This window comes from Mesorhizobium sp. CA14 (genome assembly GCF_020165195.1).
In the GTDB taxonomy this organism is placed as follows: Bacteria; Pseudomonadota; Alphaproteobacteria; order Rhizobiales; family Rhizobiaceae; genus Mesorhizobium.
In genome coordinates this window covers 43,545-58,421 of sequence record NZ_JAIUHR010000020.1, presented here as the reverse complement: position 1 = coordinate 58,421, position 14,877 = coordinate 43,545, and the positions used below count along the sequence as shown (strand labels likewise).

15 protein-coding genes and 2 tRNA genes are annotated in these 14,877 nt (G+C 58.8%); 5 read left to right on the top strand and 12 right to left on the bottom strand.

Features of this window, described 5'->3' with window-relative positions; all coding sequences use genetic code 11:
• Positions 1-26: 26 nt before the first annotated feature.
• The 6 genes from thiL to LB565_RS20050 all read right to left on the bottom strand — a co-directional run bounded on the left by thiL (position 27) and on the right by LB565_RS20050 (position 5,649).
• Positions 27-1,064 carry a thiamine-phosphate kinase gene (thiL, locus tag LB565_RS20075; protein ID WP_224586991.1) on the bottom strand — a complete coding sequence of 346 codons (1,038 nt, stop codon included), beginning with the start codon at positions 1,062-1,064 and terminating at the stop codon, positions 27-29.
• On the bottom strand, positions 1,061-2,263 hold the full coding sequence (locus LB565_RS20070) for a hypothetical protein (protein WP_224586989.1): 1,203 nt from the start codon (positions 2,261-2,263) through the stop codon (positions 1,061-1,063). Before LB565_RS20070 ends, thiL begins: the two co-directional genes overlap by 4 nt.
• A 125-nt stretch (positions 2,264-2,388) precedes the next feature.
• A complete protein-coding gene (locus LB565_RS20065) occupies positions 2,389-2,610 on the bottom strand; it encodes a hypothetical protein (protein ID WP_224586987.1) in 222 nt (73 codons plus the stop codon).
• A 238-nt stretch (positions 2,611-2,848) separates the two neighbouring features.
• Positions 2,849-4,630, bottom strand: coding sequence for an ATP-dependent nuclease (locus LB565_RS20060; RefSeq protein ID WP_224586985.1), 1,782 nt, complete (start codon positions 4,628-4,630; stop codon positions 2,849-2,851).
• Positions 4,631-4,923: 293 nt separating this feature from the next.
• Positions 4,924-5,301, bottom strand: a complete 378-nt coding sequence (locus LB565_RS20055; protein WP_224586983.1) for a hypothetical protein — start codon at positions 5,299-5,301, stop codon at positions 4,924-4,926.
• 272 nt (positions 5,302-5,573) lie between these two features.
• A tRNA-Val gene (locus tag LB565_RS20050) sits at positions 5,574-5,649 on the bottom strand.
• 218 nt (positions 5,650-5,867) lie between these two features.
• Here LB565_RS20050 and LB565_RS20045 point away from each other — a divergent pair.
• Both LB565_RS20045 and LB565_RS20040 read left to right on the top strand, forming a co-directional pair.
• Positions 5,868-5,944, top strand: a tRNA-Asp gene (locus tag LB565_RS20045).
• A gap of 182 nt (positions 5,945-6,126) precedes the next feature.
• A complete protein-coding gene (locus LB565_RS20040) occupies positions 6,127-6,330 on the top strand; it encodes a hypothetical protein (protein WP_224586981.1) in 204 nt (67 codons plus the stop codon).
• A 16-nt stretch (positions 6,331-6,346) separates the two neighbouring features.
• Here LB565_RS20040 and LB565_RS20035 read toward each other — a convergent pair whose 3' ends face one another.
• From LB565_RS20035 to LB565_RS20020, 4 genes are all read right to left on the bottom strand, one after another.
• Positions 6,347-6,445 (bottom strand): putative RiPP precursor, encoded by a 99-nt coding sequence (locus LB565_RS20035; RefSeq protein ID WP_208648418.1) that lies wholly within the window; start codon positions 6,443-6,445, stop codon positions 6,347-6,349.
• Between the two features lie 110 nt (positions 6,446-6,555).
• Complete coding sequence (rbsK, locus tag LB565_RS20030) at positions 6,556-7,500, bottom strand: ribokinase (RefSeq protein ID WP_224586979.1); 945 nt, start codon at positions 7,498-7,500, stop codon at positions 6,556-6,558.
• A gap of 4 nt (positions 7,501-7,504) precedes the next feature.
• Positions 7,505-7,957, bottom strand: a complete 453-nt coding sequence (locus LB565_RS20025; protein ID WP_224586977.1) for an RbsD/FucU family protein — start codon at positions 7,955-7,957, stop codon at positions 7,505-7,507.
• A gap of 26 nt (positions 7,958-7,983) precedes the next feature.
• Entirely contained in the window at positions 7,984-9,042 is a 1,059-nt protein-coding gene (locus LB565_RS20020) for an ABC transporter ATP-binding protein (RefSeq protein ID WP_224586974.1), read from the bottom strand.
• A gap of 281 nt (positions 9,043-9,323) precedes the next feature.
• On the opposite strand from LB565_RS20020, the gene LB565_RS20015 reads away from it, so the two are divergent.
• The 3 genes from LB565_RS20015 (at position 9,324) to LB565_RS20005 (ending at position 13,224) form a co-directional block, all read left to right on the top strand.
• Positions 9,324-10,988: a sugar ABC transporter substrate-binding protein gene (locus LB565_RS20015; protein WP_224586972.1), complete on the top strand. Its 1,665-nt coding sequence runs from the start codon at positions 9,324-9,326 to the stop codon at positions 10,986-10,988.
• Positions 10,989-11,182: 194 nt separating this feature from the next.
• On the top strand, positions 11,183-12,298 hold the full coding sequence (locus LB565_RS20010) for a carbohydrate ABC transporter permease (RefSeq protein WP_224586971.1): 1,116 nt from the start codon (positions 11,183-11,185) through the stop codon (positions 12,296-12,298).
• An 8-nt stretch (positions 12,299-12,306) separates the two neighbouring features.
• Complete coding sequence (locus tag LB565_RS20005; RefSeq protein ID WP_224586969.1) at positions 12,307-13,224, top strand: carbohydrate ABC transporter permease; 918 nt, start codon at positions 12,307-12,309, stop codon at positions 13,222-13,224.
• Positions 13,225-13,389: 165 nt separating this feature from the next.
• Here the strand turns inward: LB565_RS20005 and LB565_RS20000 are convergent, their stop codons facing one another.
• Entirely contained in the window at positions 13,390-14,133 is a 744-nt protein-coding gene (locus LB565_RS20000; RefSeq protein ID WP_224586967.1) for a creatininase family protein, read from the bottom strand.
• Between the two features lie 3 nt (positions 14,134-14,136).
• Positions 14,137-14,703: an SIS domain-containing protein gene (locus LB565_RS19995; RefSeq protein WP_224586966.1), complete on the bottom strand. Its 567-nt coding sequence runs from the start codon at positions 14,701-14,703 to the stop codon at positions 14,137-14,139.
• Positions 14,704-14,877: the final 174 nt, after the last annotated feature.

The window sequence follows — 14,877 nt, the reverse complement described above, 5'->3', positions numbered from 1 at the left end:
GCGAACCACAGAGAAAACATGTCGGGTCAAGCATCGGGCTTAAACAGATCGCCTATATCACGCACCTGATGATCCCATGGCTTCCCCGGAAAGGCGCGGCGAAATTGACCGTCCGGTCTCCGCATCCTTATTAATTGATCCGCTGTGGTCACCCCGATTTGAGTCACGTGTGTCTGACATCGTGCTGCGATATCCATAACGATTTCGGTCTGATCGATTGGAGCACTAAAGAGCAACTCGAAGTCGACCGACGGCCCGCAACCCAGTTCCGCTTTTTCCATATGAAGTGCAGCAGCGATTGCGTCGACGGCCGGATCAAGCGGCAGGCGCTCCTCATCTATTATGAAACCCACCTTGGCGATCCGAGAAAGTTGCTGAAGCGATGCGGCAAGGCCATCGGACACGTCCATACACGAGATAGCAAGCCCTGAGGCGACGAGAGCCCGACCCATGGCGATTCGCGGTTCAGGCTTGATCCACTTTTGAAGTGCCCGATCAAGCTGACTTTTCCGTACAAGATCCGGCCCTCTGGTAACGGCGGCAAGCGCCGCGGCTGGCCGACCGATGTCACCTGTCACAAAGACCGCTTGTCCGGATGACATTGTGGACCTTGAAAGCTGCCTCCCAGCCTCGACAATCCCGATGGCGGTGCCGCTCAGTACATCAGCTTCGTAAGTGCCTGAATCCCCTCCAACTAACTGGCACTTGAAGTCCTTGCATGCCATGTCGATCCCGTCGAGGATCTGCATTATATCGTCCTTGGAACGTTCAGGGCGATACCTAAGGACAGACAGAAAACCTAGCGGTTCGCTGCCCATGGCAGCAAGGTCACTCACGTTCGCCGCGACAACGTAGTACCCGACTGAGCGCAAATTGAGATGCCCGGTTTGAAAAAGTCTGAAGCCTGTGCCTCGAACGAAATCCGTCGTTACACAAAGGTCAAAACCCGGTCGAATTCGCAGAACCGCAGCGTCATCCTGCGCTTGCACGCCTTCAATGACGTCCCCCTTCTCCGGGGACGTTCGGCTGACCAACATGGCTAAGATATCAGATTCTTTGATCATCGTTTCTTCGTCCGAGATAAACCCAGCAAGCCAGTGAGCGTGATAGCTAGAGAGGCGCAAACATTGACCAACTTTTGCAGATTTCCATCCTTTTCCGGGGTAAGTAAATAAAATATCGCAGCACCAAGACCAAGGAACGAGAGGGCAACCTCAACTACGCCCTTCCAAGTAAGATTTTCGGTTGCGTAAGTTATGCTTGATGCCTTTCGCCGAAAATATCCTGCCTTCGGAACAGAAATGTATTCTGAAAAATGCAATATTATAAACTGGAAAAATATATAATATGAAGTCGCGCGGGCACGGTCGAGACCTTCGTCGCTGGTATATGGAGCGCCTATGCTCATTATAGTGTCCTTGACGTACGCCAACTTATAGAAATTGGCGTCGGACCCTACGTTGATGAAAATTGCCAGCAGGATCACGAATCCAGCAGGAATGCGGACGTAGCGATTTCTTGTGCTGGAGCCAGAGGAGTCGCTAAAAAATACATCGATGTATGACGCGTGGTGCGGCAGGGTCTTTGCCCAATCCATGTCGCTGCGATAAAGATCTTTTAGTATTGCCCGATGCTTTTTGATGCCTTGATCAAAGTCAAATAGACATATAGTCGATGAAACATAAAGTCTGGTTAAAATATCTATGTCTTGCGAATGGAGAGAGTTCGATAATTGTTGAATAGTCGCTGATATTTTGGATCTTTGCTTATAAGTGCTAACCCTTCCAATATACAAAAGTTGCAACACATAACATGTGTTTACGATGTCACCGGACTTGTTAGTGGCGTCGGCGACAGGTTTTAGCAGATTGTTTCCGCTGAGAAAATCCTTAAAAAGCTTCTCAACCAGAGGATCAGCTTCTTTTTTTGGCAATAGCATCGTTAACAGCGCCGTCTTCGCCGCCACTCTTGGGATGTCTTTTAGTAGACGCTGTTTTTCGCTCGTTTCGGCGTGATCGATGTTTTTCAAGAGGTCGTCCGCGAAGCGAAGAACCTCCGCATCAATCCCGTGACGCCTCGATACAAACAGCATGAACGCGGTCCCGGCCAATCCGAACTGGTCAGATCGGCATCCTGCGTCGTCGAGAAACTCGCCTATCAGCAGCTTTTCGCTTCGATGGTTTAGATAGTCGGCCAGAAACTTCCGAAGTGAGCTCCGCTGCCTGACCAGATACTCCGGAACCTCTTTGAGATCGGAAACCATTTCCCTTCCCCCCTGTTATCCCGCCGCGGTTCGCAGGACCGCGACGTCGACAGCAGCTTTACAAGGGAATATCCTGCCGCTCAACGTGTGTCAGATTCGCCCCCCCCGAGCATGGATCTTGTCGGCTAGCGCTGCGCGTCTCCCTCTTCGTGGAGCTTGTAGAAGGGAAGCTTTGCGATCTCACTGACCATGGTTGTCATCGTTACCTCGCCGTACGTTTCAGCGACCGTTCGGGGTGCTTGTCCCTGAATCGCATCGAGGATGCGCAGCGGAATACCAGCTTCCATAATGTTGTTTTGAAGCGATGTCTCCAGCCATGGTTGGGAGCGACCCTTGGGGTCTGCCACGAAGCTACGACCGAATTCGGCTAGGCGGTTCTTGAGGCCTCGTCGCTCTCGACCGTCCCTTCCCCGCATCGGGGTGATCTGGATTATCCAACTGCCATCCCGCTGGCTTGGAAGGTCTTCCGGTTCTCGCGGCGTTGCTCACGAGCTTGGGCAGAATGGCCTTGGCCTCTTCGTCGGAAAGGCCTTTCGACCGATAAGGGATAGGCCGTCTGTGGCACATTGGCTCCCTACGTCGCCACTACGCGGCTTCCGCTACCTGAGGCGCAGCACACATATTAACTAGCTCGCGGATCAAGCCCGCCGCATCCTCGGCGATCTCCTCAGGTAGCATTGCTTTGGCTATGGCGATGGGTGTGACGTCGAGTACCCTTTTTATAGATCGGTCGTCCGTCTGCGTGATCTCTTTTCCTCGCGCGTCAAGCATCGCGTCGGCCACATCCCGTGAGGCAAAATTGGCGGGTGCCACAAGGGCGTGTTCGGCAAATAGGTCGGTGACTTCTCCCACGGGGCGGTCTGACGCTCTTGCAATAGCCGTCGGAAGGAGGAGGTAATTCTCGATGTGCCGACGTCGCCATACCCGTAGATGAAGATTTTCCTCGTGGTTGCTGACCGATTTGTCTCGAAGCGTCGCCTTATCAACTTGCTCAAGTTCTAAGTCATCGCGGTCACGCAGGCTCAGGGCTTTCAAATCAGGGACCTCCGCCTTCAGCTGCAGAAACAGCTGCTTTCGCTCTGTGCTTCCTCCCGTCCAAGGCCAGATCACCAGACCTTTTGGCCATTCAATCCCCAACGTATCTGCCCACGCCTTTAGCAGTCGAGCATCGCTGTTGTTCTCTACGATCAGCATACATTTCGACTTACGGAGAGGGTCAATCTTGGGCGCATAGTCACTTCCCAAACCGATGAACAAGTTGATCTTCTGATCGTCTTTCTGAAGATACCGCGCGCCAGCACCCTTAAACTCCAAGACCTTCGTGTGATCAGCCCATCTCAAAATTTCGGTGCTATGGGTAGCCATCAAGACCTGCTTGCCTGTAACCGCAACAATTTCCTCAAGAGCCTCGACTAGCTGCGCCTGAAGTGAAGGATGAAGGTGAGCGTCAGGCTCGTCTAAAAGAAGCGTTTTCACAGTAGGGCTCAGTGCAAGCGTGTATACGCTTAGCCATTGAAGAAATCCGCTGCCCTCGGCCATTAAGTCGCGCGGCTGAAAGTTAGGATAGCGTTTGAATTTCTTTCCGTCCCAAGTTCCTTTAATGCATTTCACTCGAATGTATGCATGGTAGAGTTGATTGAAAGGTTCAACGTCCAGCTGCATGCCAAAGAGCCGTGCCATCGTAGCCTGAAGCACCTCCCAAGGGTCTTCACGGCGAAGCCTGTCTAGATCAGAGTTCTTTATTTTAGTACGGCCCTCTTTGAGCTTCGCTCGTTCCTGCTCGTTCACCTGAAACATGTCGTGTATCAGGTTGCGTATTACACCTCCCGCTAGGCCTCGACCAATCATTGCGCGTCGTTCAGCGCCAGACATTTGGTTCTCGCGGCTAACGATCCCTGCAAAAGGAGGAAGGTAAGCTACGGTAGGGAGAATGTCTGTCGCTGCAAGATTCGTGTCGGCGGTTTTTATGAACAAGCGGTCGTTGGTAAGGGCAAGCGCCAACTTGAGACGCTTCTCAGCCCCAGCAGCATCCAACCACCTACACTCAACTGCGAGTGAGTAGCCATCGCCGCCGGGATTTTGCGACTTAAGATTGGTCCAAAGGTGCTTAAGGCTGGCGACGGCTATCGGAGAGAACTCGTCATCGGACAACCCCAAACCTTGTCCATGAAAATTTGGGAGCAGGCTCGGCATTCCTTTCTCCATCGCAAGGAGAAAGCGGCAAAATTCCCAAACAGCTATTGCCTGCAAGAGAGTAGATTTGCCCGAGTTGTTAGCCCCTGCGAGGAACGAAATGCCATGCGGGTGCAACTCAAAAGTAGAATCTGTAAACCGCTTAAACCTAGTCAAGCGAACGCTTTTGATCATTGATGACGCCCCTCCTGCCACGATATCTCTAGTAGCAGGGGGAGGTATGCGTCAATTGATGACCCTCCGTGCCAATAGGCCATTCGCATGCACGAACGGCACCACAAGCTTCTCGCTTGGATAATGGGCAAGGGATTTGGTAAGGGTCTGTACGATGGGCCCTTGAGCAGGAGCAGGATGCTGATCGCGCTTGTTTTGAGCCGTGCCTTCCGAACGAGACCAACGGACGAGGGTCATGGCCCGGCCTTCCGCCTGAAACGTGCGTCCTTGTCACGCTATGTTCGACTTGATCTTTAGCGACACGGGAATTTGTACTGCAGGATCACCACGGCCGCCGCGAACCAGTTCGAACGAACCTCATCGACGTCGGTTTGCATGCCCGAGATCTCGTGTGCGTATGTCCTGATAAAATCGTCGGTCGTGGTGGCATCTGGAATGCAGGCACGAGGGATCGATTTCAACACGCCCATATTTCGGAGGGTCACGAATGACCCTATGCAATAGCCTGCATGAAGGTACTCTTGCGAATTGCGGGGGTCGGAACCGTCAACAACCGGCGCGCACCAGTCGCGCATCTGTAGTGCTGACACGGCTCCATCATCTGTACGGCCGACACCCGGCGCAGCCATTGCCATGATGGGCAGAAGCATCGATGCCTTGAGGAACTTCATGGATCTGCTCAAAGGTTGCCGCATAACCGATAGCCGGGGAATCTGCTTCGACCGACTATCCGTCCAAAAGCATCCTAAGGGAAAGCCAGTCCTGCCAACGTTGCAAGCTCCGTTGATCAATTCAAGGCCCGATTAAACCGATGTCCAGCTCGTCTGAGTCCGACGAGTCGATCAAAAATGACGGCTGCTGCTGTTGCTATTCTGTAGCTATTAAGCCGTAAGCTTCACAAAATTCCTAGAGAAAAATGCAGATTTCTGTTTTAAAATCAAGGTGGTGGGCGATGACGGGCTCGAACCGCCGACATCTTCGGTGTAAACGAAGCGCTCTACCAACTGAGCTAATCGCCCGCTTGAGCGCGGACCTTTAAGCAGTTAGGGCCTCATTCGCAAGGCCAAATGAATAGACGGCGCGCCTGTCGCGGTGCGGATTTCCCGAGCCTCGGCGCCGCTGTCAAAAAACCTTCTCCCGATTGCTGTAATGCGTGAATGCCGCGCTTGACACCCGCGGGCGAACCCCTTATCCACCGCCCCAACGACGAACACGCCTGACACGTGCTCGTCAGTGCGCGGGTGTAGCTCAGTCGGTTAGAGTGCCGGCCTGTCACGCCGGAGGTCGCGGGTTCGAGCCCCGTCACTCGCGCCATCTTTTCAAGGGTTTAAGCCCTTTCCTCCGTTCCTAGCCGAGCAATTTGCGACCTTTGCACCGGCAATCGTCGGCGGCTCGTACCGCGTCAAGTAGACCCTAAGTCCGCTCCAGGCCTTTGATCCCGGAACCATTCCAAACTTGTCTCGTTCAGCCCTCGGGCGAAAAACGGGAGAGATCAGATGGCTGTGAGATGTCGGATTTCCATCGACGATGAGAGGGATGTCGACGAGCTTGCCTTCCAGGAATTGCCGCGGGTCGGCGAAAGCGTCTCGATACCGGTCGACGGATCGAACAGGGACCTGCGCGTGCTCCGCGTCGTGCATATGCCCGGCAGCGAGCAAGGCGCAACGACGATGTTGGAACTGACCAGCAGGATTCTTTAGCGCGGCCGCTTGGAAATCATTCGCCCAGCACGACCCCGGAAGCGACGATCTGGGCCGTCCTTTCGGTGAGCTTCTGGCGCTTTACAAGTGTGGGCTTTTCGTAAGGCTTTTTCATCCTACCGTTCCAAATCGGCGCGCCGACAGGACGATGAACGCGCTCGCCTCAGTTGCGTTCCGCGATAAGGGGCCGCTAAAAAAGCCGCGAAAAATGGAAGGCGGGAGGCCTCAGGCCTTGGCGAGCAGCGCCTCGACCTCCTCGAGGGTCGGCATGGACGGCGCCGTGCCGGGGCGAGTCACCGAAATGCCGGCTACCGCGCAGGCAAAGCGCACGGCCTCCAGCGGCTCGACGCCTCTTGCCAAGGCGGCTGCGAGACCGCCGTTGAACGCGTCACCCGCCCCCGTGGTCTCGATCACCGGGCCGGCATTGACCGCGTCGGCATGTTCGGATCGGTGCTTGGTGTGCAGCAGCGCGCCCTTTTTCCCCAGCGTCACGATGACGGTGCCGACGCCCTTGGCGAGCAGCGCGTCGGCGGCGCGGCGGGCGTCGTCGCTCGAGGAGACATTGATGCCGGTCAACCCTTCTGCCTCGGTCTCGTTGGGCGTGACATAGTCGCAGAGCGCGTAGATGCGGTCGGGCAGGCTGGCGGCCGGCGCGGGATTGAGAATGGTCGTCACCCCTGCCCCGCGCGCGATTTCCAGCGCCCTCAGGGCCGCATCGATCGGCTGTTCGAGCTGGGTGACGAAGACGCCGGCGGAACGGATGAGCTCGGCATGCGCGTCGATGTCGGCTGGTGAGATCAGCATTGCCGCGCCCGGACTGACGATGATGGCATTGTTGCCGGTGCCTTCCTCGACGAAGATATAGGCCGCGCCCGTATAGCTGTCCGGCGTGTCGATGACGGCGCTTTTCACGCCTGCATCCTTCCAGGTCTGTTTCGCCATATCGGCGAAGGGATCGACGCCGAGCCTGGTCAGAAAGGTGATGTCGGCGCCGAGCTTGCCTGCCGCCACCGCCTGGTTCGAGCCCTTGCCGCCAGGGCCGAGCTTGAAGGAATTGCCGAGGATCGTTTCACCCAGGCGCGGCTGGCGCTCGGCGCGATAGGCGGTGTCGGCGACGAACACGCCCAGGATTACAACAGGTTTCATGATGAAGGGTTTGCCGGTAGCCATGTCCTTACTCGGCATCCGGCGGCACGACGCCTTTGCGGAAGGCAAAGCAGCCATAGAAGCGGCGCTCGCCTGTCTGGATCACGCAATAGGCTTTCTTCGAGCGCTCGTAGAAGGCGTAGCGTTCGATCGAGATCATCGGCCAGGCTTTGCCCTCGGCCGCGTCGATCTCCCTCTGAACTTCCTTCTGCACCGGCGGGATTTCGTTCGGCTTGCCGACGATCTCCATGCGCGCTGCCGCATCGTCGACGAAAGTATCCAGCGGATAGAGCGACAGCACCGCCTTCACCACCTCCGCCGCCGTCGCATCGATGCGCAGCAGCTTGCCGAGCACCGTCTGCCGCGCCACCGAATCGGACGGGAAATTGGTGTCGGCGATGATCAGGTCGTCACCATGGCCCATCGCCCGCAGCGCCTGGAGCACATCGGCATTGAGCAGCGGATTGATCCCTTTGAGCATGGTCTCCTCTTGAAGGGTTGATGCGGTCAGAGACGCTTGCCGGTTTCGGCGTCGAACAGATGGACCTGGTCGAGGCGCGGCCTGAGCTTGAGCGTGTCGCCCGGCTTGAAGTCGTGACGCTCGCGGAACAGCGCCACCATCTCTCCCTCGCCGAACCGTACGAACACCAGCGTCTCCGAGCCTGTCGGTTCGACCACCGAAATCGTGGATGCGACGCCGTCCGGATGGATTTCCAGGTGCTCGGGGCGCACGCCATAGACGACGGCCTGGCCGTCCGCCGCGGCGATATTGGTCGGCATCGGAAACGCCGAGCCTGCAATGTCGACCCTGGGCTTCCCGTCCTTTTTAACGGTGCCCTTGAGCAGGTTCATCGCCGGCGAGCCGATGAAGCCGGCGACGAACAGATTGGCCGGCCGGTCGAACAGCTCCAGCGGCGCGCCGACCTGTTCGATGCGGCCGTCGCGCATCACCACGATCTTGTCGGCCATGGTCATGGCCTCGATCTGGTCGTGGGTGACGTAGATGGTGGTCGTCTTCAGCCGCTGGTGCAGCTCCTTGATCTCAGTGCGCATCTGCACGCGCAGCTTGGCGTCGAGATTGGAAAGCGGCTCGTCGAACAGGAACACCTGCGGGTTGCGCACGATAGCGCGGCCCATGGCGACGCGCTGGCGCTGGCCGCCGGAAAGCTGGCGCGGGTAGCGCTTGAGATAAGGCGCAAGGTCGAGGATGTCGGCGGCGCGCTTCACCCGTTCGGCAACCACGGCCGGATCGGTGCCGCGCAGCTTCAGCGCGAAGGCCATATTCTGCTCCACCGTCTTGTGCGGATAGAGCGCGTAGTTCTGGAACACCATGGCGATGTCGCGCTTCGCCGGCGGCAGGTTGTTGACGACCCGGTCGCCGATCGAGATCGTGCCGCCGGAAACCGTCTCCAGCCCGGCCACCATCCTGAGCAGCGTGGACTTGCCGCATCCCGACGGGCCGACCAGCACGACGAACTGTCCGTCGGCAATATCGACGCTGACCTCATGCAGGACCTTGACGGTTCCGAACGCCTTGGCCACACTGCTGATCGCGACTTGAGCCATCGTCTCCCCTTTATCGTTTGCGGTGAAGCTAGCCATTGCGAACGGTCACGGCAAGTCGGTATCTTATAGATAAAAAGCCAATCTTGTTGACAAGGTAATCGATTACGCGAATAGTGGCGAGTGCCAATCCGAGAGCAGGCCTGCTACCCTGAGATCGGAGCTCCGGCGACGCAGGGTGGGGCCCCACGTCCGGTATGATCGAGGAGAACCGTGAGACGTTTCGACGTCCGAGAGATTGGCCACTTCAATTCAATCGCTGATGTTCTGGGAGGAACCTGTAAATGAGAGTCGACCTGTATGAAAAACTGATGCGCGCCGGAGCGAACCGTCGCGATCTGCTGAAGGGTGCGGCCAGCATGGCAGCGATCGCCGCCGCCTCCGGCGCCGGGCTCGGCGCGCTGACGAAGCCTGCGGCCGCCGATGACAGTGTGCGCGCGAAAATCCTGCAGATCCCGGGCGTCGGCAAGGGTCAACCGACGGATGCCGACTTCCAGAAAGTCGGCGAGCTTTGCCTGGGAGCGACCAAGGCCAATGTCAAGGAAGGCGAGTTCGCCGGAGTCGAGCTCACCTTCATGGGCCTCAACAACCAGAACCTGCACAACGTGCTGTTCCGCGGCTTCCTGAAGCCATGGGAGGCCTATACCGGCGCCAAGATCAGCTGGATCGACCTTGCCCAGGCCGACTACAACGCCCGCCTGCAGCAGTCCATCGCAACCAAGACCGTCGATTTCGACATCATCGAGATGGGCGCGCCCTTCGAAGGCGATGTCTGCGGCAAGGGCCTGACCTCCGAGATGCCCGACTGGGTCAAGAAACAGATCGATTTCGAGGATCTGGTCAACTATCTCAAGCCGCCGGTCGGCACGTGGAACGGCAAGCAGTATCGCGTGACCATCGACGGCGACACGCACAATTTCAACTACCGCACCGACGTGTTCGCGGATGCCGATCTCGCCAAGGCCTGGAAGGAAAGCGGCGCCACGACCGAATGGGGCGTGCCGAAGACCTGGCAGCAGGTGCAGGCCGTCACCAAGTTCCTCAAGGGCAAGAAATTCAAGGGCCAGGACGTCTACGGCTATCTCGACGCGCCCAAGCCCTGGGGCGGCTTCGGCTTCTATTTCCTCGGAAGCCGCGCCACAGCCTATGCCAAGCATCCCGACGACAAGGCCTGGCTGTTCGATGCCGACACGATGAAGCCGCGCATCAACAATCCGGCCTGGGTGCGCGCCATCCAGGACGTCATCGACGCCCTGCCCTCCGAACCCGCCGACCAGATTAACGCCGATCCGAACACGACCGCGTTCCAGCAGTTCCTGGCCGGCACCGGCTCGATGATCCCCTGGTGGGGCGATGTCGGCTCGAATGTGAAGACCAATGACTCATCGGTCATCGGCGACGTCACCGGCTTCTCGATCCTGCCGGGCTCCGACGACGTCTACAATTCCAAGACCGGCAAGTGGGAAAAGCTCGCCAGCGGCCCGAACTATGCGCCGAACTGCGCCTATCTCGGCTGGGGCGTCTATGTCATGGCCCGCGTCGATTCCGACGAAAAGAAGAAGAAGGCCGCGTGGTCGGCGGCCGCCCATCTCGGCGGCAAGGACCTGTCGATCTGGACGGCGATGTATCCGTCGGGCTTCCAGCCCTACCGCAACTCCCATTTCAACATTCCCGAATGGGTTGCGGCCGGCTATGACGAGGCCTTCATCACCTCCTATCTCAAGTCGGAAGGCGATTCCTACAACCATCCGAACGCGGCGATCGAGCCACGCATTCCCGGCATCTTCCAGTACTATTCGGCTGCCGAGGACATCCTGGCCAACACTTTCGCCGGCAAGATGAAGGCACAGGAAGGCGCCGATGCCATCGCCGCGGCCTGGGAGAAGCTGACCGACCAGATCGGCCGCGAAAACCAGGTAAAGCTCTACAAAGCCTCGCTCGGCATGTAGGCTGGCTTATGAGACGTCGCGGCCCGGTGGCACATCGTCACCGGGCCGCATCTTTACCGGCTCGGCCGGTTTGATGCGTTAGAGCAATTCCAGGAAAAGTGTGAGCGGTTTTCCGTCCGGAATTGCATAAAACAAAGAGATAGAGCGGTTCGCCGTTTCCGTGAAACGGTGAGGCGCTCTAGAAGGCGAGAGGCGTGGCTGAGCAGACTTCGACCGCGAATGCGTGGCCGGCACATCCGGCCGACCTGATCCCGACAGGCCGCAAGCGCCTCGGCTGGGGCCTGCTGGCCATTGCAACGCTTGGCTTGCTGGCGATCATCGTCGTGCAGATCCTCTATAAGACTGAGATGTCCACGGTCGGCTTCGACACATGGCGCCCGGTGGTCTACGCCTACATCTTGTGGGGCGCAGCACTTGGCGCCTGGCAGGTGCTGACGCGCGGCGAGGACGGGCAGCGCGCGCTGTTCCTTTTGCCGGCCCTGCTCTTCACCATCGCCATGGTGATCTTCCCGACGCTGTTCGGCTTCTACATCGCGCTGACCGACTGGAACCTCAGCTCGTTCTCGGGCCGCCGTTTCAACGGCCTCGACAATTTCTGGCAGATGCTTGCCGACCCCTATTACCGCAACGCGCTGTTCAACATGGTGCTCTATGTGCTTGCGGTGCTGGTCGAATATGTCATCGCCTTCGGCCTGGCGCTGCTGCTCAATGCGCAGATCCGGGCACGCAAATTCTTCCGCGTCGTCTTCCTGCTGCCGCTGATGCTATCGCCGGTCGCCGTGTCCTGGATGGTCGGCAAGTCGCTAATGGAGTACCGGTTCGGCCCGGCGGCTACGCTGGCGCGTCATCTCGGCTGGGACAACCCCGCCTTCTTCTCCGATCCGATCACCGCCCGCATCTCGATCATGATGCTCGATGCCTGGACCTTCATCCCGTTCATGATGATCATGTTGCTTGCCGGCCTGCAGGCGATGTCGCGCGAGGTGCTGGAAGCCGCCCGCGTTGATGGCGCGACCGCATGGCAGACATTCTGGCAGGTCACTTTCCCGCTGATGCTGCCGGTATCGGTGACGGCCGTGATCCTGCGCATCATCTTCAAGCTGAAGCTCGCGGACATCATCATCACCCTGACCTCCGGCGGACCCGGCGGCGCCACCGATTCCGTGTCGAGCTTCATCTATCGCGAATACCGCGACCGCTCCAATGTCGGCTACGGCACCATGCTGGCCATGGCCTATCTGGTCATCATCATCGTATTCGTGACCTGGCTCCTGAAATTCGCCAGTCGCTTCGTGCGCAACGTCAACTGAGCGGCATCATGAGCGTCCAGACCACCGACTACACCGTTTCCGAAATCCGCTCGCCGGCGGCCTTCATCACCAGCCGCGTCTTCATTTATGGCGCGCTTATCTTCTGGGCTTTCGTCTGCCTGTTCCCGATCTATTGGACGATCACCACCTCGTTCAAATCGGCGGTCGACGTCACCCAAGGCCATCTCATTCCCTTCGTCGACTTTACACCTGACTGGAAGGGGTGGCGCTCGCTCGGCCTTTCGCCGGATTCGATCTTCCAGACATCGACCGTGCGCGACGAATTCCTCAAACGTTTCATGAACTCGGTCATCACCTCGGTTGGCGCATCGAGCCTCGCCATCATCATCGGCAGCCTCGCCGCCTATGGTCTTGTCCGCTACCGCTACAAATTCGCCTGGTTCAAGAACGAGGACATCTCCTTCTTCTTCCTGTCGCAGCTGATCCTGCCGCCGGTCGTTCTGGCGCTGCCTTTCCTGGTGCTCTACCGGGAAGTGGCGCTCCTCGATACCCGCATCGGGCTCGTGCTCCTCTACACGCTGATGGTGCTGCCGATCGTGATCTGGATCATGCGCGACCAGTTCAACTCGATACCCGTTGAGTTGGAGGAAGCGGCTTTGGTCGACGGGCTGTCGATCTGGGGCGCCTTCTTTCGCATCGTCATGCCGATCGCCCTGCCCGGCATGGTCGCCGCCTTCATCCTGGCGATGGTGCTGTGCTGGAACGAGTATTTCTTCGCCGCGCTTCTGACATCGACCGATGCCAAGACCATCCCCGTCATGGTGGCGAGCCAGACCGGCTCGCAGGGCATCAACTGGTGGTCGATGGCGGCCTTGGCCACCGCCGCGATCGCGCCGCTGGCAATCATCGGCATCGCGCTCGAGCGCTATCTGATCATGGGCATGACGGCCGGCTCGGTGAAGTAGCTGGACTTCCCCTTCTCCCCTTGTGGGAGAAGGTGTCGCCGAAGGCGACGGATGAGGGGCGTTCCAGGGAACGCCAACCTCTCACTCCGCTGGAACACCCCTCATCCGTCTCGGCGCTGCGCGCCGATCCACCTTCTCCCACAAGGGGAGAAGGAAGAACTGCGCCTATCGCGCCAGAATCGAGCGCAAATGATCGAGGATCATGGCGACGCCGATCTTGCCAAGGCCCGCCGAGGCCTCCGGCGCGCTCTTAGTGTACCAGCTGGTATTGTCCGCGAAACGCCCGGCATCCACCGCCTCGGGACACAGCGCCACCATCAGCGACGTCTCGCCGATGCCGGCATGGTCGAACGGATATTTGCCGGTCATCGCGGCCGGCATCAACGGATGCACCTGCACCCAATTGAAGACATTCTCGCCCTGCGCATGGCCGGCATAGTAATCGGCCATGGTGTTGGAACCCCACCAGCCCTCGCCGCGCTCCTTTTCCAGGAAGCGGAAGATAGCCTGCCGGCCGGCGGTCTTGAAGGCGAGATCGGTCGGCATGCCCGCCGCGAAATTCTCGGTCTGGTGATGGATGATGGCGTGGATGTTGCGGAAGCCGATACGCAGCAGGCCGTAGAACAATTCCTCCGCGAAGGGCGAAAGCGCCGGGCCGCCGACCTGCACCGAGCCGCTGCCTTCCGGCGCCGCGACCGCGTAGCTTGCCGCGCCGTAGTAGAAGGGCGGCAGGATGACGAGGTCCCTCTCCTTCTCGATCAGCTCCACCGTCTTGATGACGGCCAGCGTGTCCATTCCGACTGCCATGTGCTCGCCGTGGTATTCGAGCACGCCGAGCGGCAGCACGACCGGCCAGTTCTCCTCGATCGCCTTGCGGATCTGGTGCGGCAGCATCAGTTCGTAGCGCATCCCCTACTCCATATTGGTGTGCCTGGCGCGCATCGCTTCCGGCGTCGCCCCAGTCAGCGCCTGGAGCTTCAGCACCATGATTTCGAACAGAAGGAACAGCGCGCCTTCGAACAGCGAGCCCATCGGCAGCACCGAGCTTCTCGCCGCGCCCTGGTCGCTGGCCATTGTCTGCGCCGGGATGAGCAGGGTGAAGTCCGCGAGCTTGGCGGCGCTGCTTTCCGGTTCTGCCGTCAAAAGCAGCACCTTCGCGCCGGCATCGCGGGCAACGCGCATCAAGGTCAGCACGGTGGTGGTCTCGCCCGGCCCTGAGCTCGCCAGGAACACGTCCCCCTGCCCCAGCGGCGGCGCGGTCATGTCGCCGACGACCGAGATCGGCAGGCCGAGATGGTAGAGCCGCATGGCGAAGCCCTTCACCTGCAGGGCCTCGCGGCCGCAGCCATAGACGGCGATCTTGCCGGCGCCGGCCAGCATTGCGCAGGCAGCGTCGATGCGAGCTTCATCCGTGCGCGCCAGCACCGCGCCAAGCTCGTCCAGCGCGGTCGCGAACATGCCGGATCCGGCTTTGATCATGATGGCTCACCCTCCTGCGCAATATCGCGAGTCTATCGATTGCGGCTCGCCGCCCGCGAAAGGCCTGTTTTTTGTTCATGCTACCATTGCGAAAATCGCTGTCCAACGAGCCTCGGCACTTTTGCTGGGCCACGGGCATGATAGTGTCATGTCAGACAAATCACTCCGGGACAT